Source organism: Streptomyces sp. NPDC001027, assembly GCF_040299045.1.
Lineage (GTDB): Bacteria > Actinomycetota > Actinomycetes > Streptomycetales > Streptomycetaceae > Streptomyces.
Map to the genome: position 1 here is coordinate 1 of NZ_JBEPBI010000415.1, position 4,395 is coordinate 4,395.

The 4,395-nt window shown below is 72.6% G+C and carries 4 protein-coding genes and 3 pseudogenes; 4 read left to right on the forward strand and 3 right to left on the reverse strand.

What is annotated here, in order from left to right; genetic code table 11:
* Nucleotides 1–82 (reverse strand): annotated as a pseudogene (locus tag ABT300_RS44635) (DUF3418 domain-containing protein); the annotation flags it as partial.
* Between ABT300_RS44635 and ABT300_RS41845 the strand changes: the two are divergent.
* The 3 genes and pseudogenes from ABT300_RS41845 to ABT300_RS41855 form a co-directional block, all read left to right on the forward strand.
* Nucleotides 83–499 (forward strand): annotated as a pseudogene (locus ABT300_RS41845) (ATP-binding cassette domain-containing protein); the annotation flags it as partial.
* A 74-nt stretch (nucleotides 500–573) separates the two neighbouring features.
* Nucleotides 574–1,596 carry a LacI family DNA-binding transcriptional regulator gene (locus ABT300_RS41850; RefSeq protein ID WP_351687791.1) on the forward strand — a complete coding sequence of 341 codons (1,023 nt, stop codon included), beginning with the start codon at nucleotides 574–576 and terminating at the stop codon, nucleotides 1,594–1,596.
* Between the two features lie 66 nt (nucleotides 1,597–1,662).
* Complete coding sequence (locus ABT300_RS41855) at nucleotides 1,663–2,037, forward strand: ArsR/SmtB family transcription factor (protein ID WP_351687794.1); 375 nt, start codon at nucleotides 1,663–1,665, stop codon at nucleotides 2,035–2,037.
* 75 nt (nucleotides 2,038–2,112) lie between these two features.
* Here ABT300_RS41855 and ABT300_RS41860 read toward each other — a convergent pair whose 3' ends face one another.
* Complete coding sequence (locus tag ABT300_RS41860; protein ID WP_351687798.1) at nucleotides 2,113–2,448, reverse strand: YnfA family protein; 336 nt, start codon at nucleotides 2,446–2,448, stop codon at nucleotides 2,113–2,115.
* A gap of 215 nt (nucleotides 2,449–2,663) precedes the next feature.
* Between ABT300_RS41860 and ABT300_RS41865 the strand changes: the two genes are divergently transcribed.
* Complete coding sequence (locus tag ABT300_RS41865) at nucleotides 2,664–3,842, forward strand: cytochrome P450 (protein WP_351687801.1); 1,179 nt, start codon at nucleotides 2,664–2,666, stop codon at nucleotides 3,840–3,842.
* 84 nt (nucleotides 3,843–3,926) lie between these two features.
* Here ABT300_RS41865 and ABT300_RS41870 read toward each other — a convergent pair.
* Nucleotides 3,927–4,395 (reverse strand): annotated as a pseudogene (locus ABT300_RS41870) (polynucleotide adenylyltransferase); the annotation flags it as partial.

The following is a 4,395-nucleotide window of genomic DNA, read 5'->3' on the forward strand; positions in this document are numbered from 1 at the left end:
GCTCCGTGACGACCTCCTCCCGCAGCCCGGGGATCTGCCAGTCGAAGCCCTCGTCCGTGACCTGGTTGAGGACCTGGAGGGGATGAAGATCGGACTGCGCTCGCTGACCCAGGCCGTGGAGACCCTCTCCGGCGGACAGCGCCAGGCCGTCGCCGTGGCCCGCGCCGTCGCCTGGGCCCGCTCGGTCGTCGTCATGGACGAACCCACCGCCGCCCTCGGAGTGAAGGAGTCCGGCCAGGTCCTCGACCTGATCCGCCGCGTCCGCGACAAGGGCATGCCGGTCGTGCTCATCAGTCACAACATGCCCCACGTCTTCGAGATCGCCGACCGGATCCACGTCCACCGCCTCGGCCGGCGCGCCGCCCTGATCAATCCCTCCGACTACTCCATGGCCGAGGTCGTCGCCATCATGACCGGCGCACTCACCGTCGACGAGGCCGGAGATACTGTCGTAGCGGATTCGGAGGCCGCCAAGGCCGCCGGAGTCCAGGCCACCTGACAGCACAACCCGCTCTCGCAGTTTCGGCCGAGGCCGCGGCCGGAACCGAGAGCCCTCAGGAGACGGTTACCTCCATGGCAGCCAACCGCCGCCCCACCCTGGCCGACGTCGCGCGAGAAGTCGGCGTCAGCGCCAAGACGGTCTCCCGAGTCCTCAACGAGGACGGGCCCGCCTCCGCGCAGACCAGGGAACAGGTACTGGCCGCAGTGGCCAGGCTCGGCTTCCAGCCGAACCTGATGGCTCGCAACATCCGCGTCGGCGGCCCGGACACCACCGTCGGCCTGGTCATCCCCGACCTCGCCAACCCGTTCTTCGGCGCCGTGGCCCGCGCCATCGAGGACACCGTCCGCGACCGCGGCCTGACCCTGCTCATGGGCTCCTCCGCGGACGACCCCGACCGCGAACGCGCCCTGACCGACAAGTTCCTGGCCCGCCGGGTCAGCATTCTGATGGTCGTTCCGTCCGTCGGCGCCGACCACTCCCATCTCAAGCCCCACCGCACGGCCGGCCTCCCCGTCGTCTTCCTCGACCGTCCCGGCGTCGGGCTGGCCACGGACAGCATCGTCAGCTCCAACCGTGCCGGGGCCCATGACGGCGTGGCCCACCTCATCGCCCACGGACACCGGCGCATCGGCTTCGTCGGGGACCTGCCCGTGAAGCTGTACACGCGCCGCGAGCGACTGGCCGGCTACCGCTCCGCGTTGCAGGAGGCCGACATCCCCCACGATCGCTCGCTCGTCGCCAACGCCCACGACCAGCAGGGCGCCGAGGCCGCGACCGCCCGGCTCCTCACCCTGGCCGATCCGCCCACCGCGCTGTTCGCCGGCAACAACATCATGGCGCTGGGCATAGTCGCCGAACTCGCCCGCAGCGGACGCAAGGACGTCGCCGTGGTCGCCTTCGACGACGTGGCGCTCGCCGAGGCGCTCGAACCGGCTCTGACGGTGGTCGCCCAGGACGCGGAGGAACTCGGCAGGGCTGCGGCCACCACCGCCCTCACCCGCCTCGACAGCGACCGCACCCGCGCCCACACCATCACCGTCCCCACCCGGCTGATCGTCCGCGGCTCGGGCGAGCAGCGCGCGCCCACGGCGTAGCGGGGAACCGGCCGGCCCGGCGCCTGAACCCGTCCGCCTTGCTTCGATGTATGTCAACGTAGATGCATGCCGACGACCAAGGCGCTGCCGCTGATCGATCCCGCCGGGGGGCAGGCGGGGGATCCGTGCTGTCCCCCGCTCACCGAGCGCCCCTTCACCGCTGGTGAGGCGGAGGCGGCCGCCCGGATGTTCAAGGCCCTCGGCGACCCGGTGCGGCTGCGGCTGTTCTCGGCGGTGGCGTCCCACGAGGGCGGCGAGGCGTGCGTGTGCGACATCTCCGACGTCGGCGTCTCCCAGCCGACCGTCTCCCACCACCTGAAGAAGCTCAGGGAGGCCGGACTCCTCACCTCCGAGCGGCGCGGCACGTGGGTGTACTACCGCGTGGAGCCGTCGGTGCTGGCCGCGATGGGCCGGCTGCTCACCGCCTCGGCGGCGGTCTGACCGACCGGCCCCGGAGGGTTGAGGGCCCCCAGGGTGACGGACGAGCCCCCGCTACGGCGGCGTCGGCGGCACGGATCAGGTCCCGCGCGGCGCGTACATCACCACCGCCATGCCCGCGAGGCACACGAGGGCGCCGATGACGTCGTACCGGTCGGGGCGATAGCCGTCGGCGATCACGCCCCAGGCGAGGGATCCGGCGACGAACACGCCGCCGTAGGCGGCCAGTACGCGGCCGAAGTGGGCGTCGTCCTGCAAGGTGGCGACGAACCCGTACAGGCCGAGGGCGACGACGCCCGCGCCGGCCCAGATCCAGCCCTTGTCCTCCCTGACCCCCTGCCAGACCAGCCACGCCCCGCCGATCTCGAGCAGGGCGGCGGCGAGGAACAGGACGAGGGAGCGCACGACGGTCATGGGCGGCACTCTACGCAGCTCGCCGTCGGGCTCCGGCTCCCCGTCCTCGACGCGACGGGGCCGAACCGCGGGTTTTGCGACACCTGCGCCCGAGCAAGATCAGGAAGGTGTGTCCGACCGACTCGGCCAGGCGGGCCAGGAAGGAACGTAGTCGACCATCCCTCGCCCGCGCCCGAATCGTCGACCGCTCCCCCCACGCGCCTCCAGGAGAAACCATGGCTGTCGTACCCCGCACAGAGATCGACATGTTCGCGTCCTCGGCCCGGAGCATCCGCTACGAGCAGTACCGGCAGCTACGGGAACTGGGCGGCGTCGTCCGGCTGCGCGAACCGGACGTCTACGCGCTCACGCGGTACGACGAGGTGAAGGCCGCGCTGGCCGACCACGACACGTTCCTCTCCGGTGAGGGCGTGGGATTCGATCCCGACGTCAACCGGATCATGCGGGGCGTCACGCTGGTCAGCGATCCGCCGGAGCACGACGTGCTGCGTTCCGTCGTCGGGGCCGGACTGCGGCCGGGCTCCGTTCAGGGCCGCAGCGAGGAGATAGCCCGCAAGGCACAGGGCCTGGTCGCCGAGGTGGTCGCCCGGGGCACGATCGACGGCGTCGCCGAACTGGCCCAGGCGATGCCCATGTTGGTCATACCCGACTACCTCGGCCTGCCCGACCGCAACCGTGAGCACCTCTACGAGTGGGGCCAGGTCGGCAACGACCTGCTCGGCCCGGTCACGGAACGCACCCCGCACAACATGGAGATGACGCAGCGTCTCTTCGCGTTCGCCCACGAGCTCGCGGCGAGCGGCGAACTCGCGCCCGGGAGTCCCGGGGCCGCCATGCTCGAGGCCGCTGAGCAGGGTGTCATCCCCCACGAGAAGTGCCCGCTCCTCCTCGTCGACTTCATCGGCCCGTCGCTGGAGACCACGGCGGCCGCGATCGGTCATCTGCTCGTCGTCTTCGCCGAGCGCCCGGACCAGTGGGCCGCCCTTCGCGCCGAGCCCGGGCTCGTGGCCTCGACGATCAACGAACTCCTGCGGTTCGAGACTCCCGTGCGGGGCCTCACCCGTGTCGCCGCGCGCGACACGCAGCTCGGCGGGGTGACGATCCCGCAGGGCGCGCGGGTGTGGGCCTTGTTCGCCTCCGCGAACCGTGACGAGCGCAAGTGGGAGCGCGCGGACGAGTTCGACCTGCGCCGCAATCCGCGCGACCACCTCGCGTTCGGTCACGGCGCGCACGGCTGCGTCGGTCACGGCGTCGCCCGCCTGGAGCTGCACGCCCTGATCCACGCGCTGCTCGACTCCGTCGAGCGGATCGAGCTCACCGGCGATCCGGTGATCGCGGAGAACACGATCCTGAACACCTACGCCGAGGTGCCCGTCCGGCTCGTCGCACGGTAGGCCGCCTGACCACCCCCGTGTCCACGGCGGGTGAGCGCCGCCGCACGCAGTCCGGGAGGTACGCCGGTTCCCACGCCGCAGGGCTCAGCGCAGCGTGGGGACCGCTCCCGCGTCGACGTACGCCACCTCCACGCCCCGCAGGCCGGCGGCCCACCGGCCGGCCATGTCCGCCAGCCGCTCCGCGCCGGGCGGCGTGCGTCCGAGCCCGATGACGTAGCGCGCGCCCGTGGGTTCCCCGGCGGACGCCGGCGCCGGGGGCGACGGCCGCGGCCAGGCGTGCGCGTCGGCCACGCCCGCCTCCGCCAGCGCCGTGAGCAGCGCGCGCATTCGGCCGCGCACCCGGCCGTTCAGCTCGTCGAACTCCGGTGTCCCGCGGCCGCGTACCGTCACCACGGCCCAGGCCGCGTGCCGTCGGTGCAGAGGCGGCGGGGACAGCAGCGCGGGCCATGGGTCGGCGCCGGACCGGGCGGCGTCCTCCACCGTCTCCCAGGCCTGGTAGAGCTCCTGGGTCAGCAGGTCCCGCCCGTGCGGGCCGACCTGCTCCGTGCAGGAC

Coding starts and splice junctions, on each gene's coding strand:
- ABT300_RS41860 (WP_351687798.1), bottom strand. CDS start 2,448: ATGACCGTCGTGCGCTCCCTCGTCCTGTTCCTCGCCGCCGCCCTGCTC.
- ABT300_RS41865 (WP_351687801.1), top strand. CDS start 2,664: ATGGCTGTCGTACCCCGCACAGAGATCGACATGTTCGCGTCCTCGGCC.
- ABT300_RS41850 (WP_351687791.1), top strand. CDS start 574: ATGGCAGCCAACCGCCGCCCCACCCTGGCCGACGTCGCGCGAGAAGTC.
- ABT300_RS41855 (WP_351687794.1), top strand. CDS start 1,663: ATGCCGACGACCAAGGCGCTGCCGCTGATCGATCCCGCCGGGGGGCAG.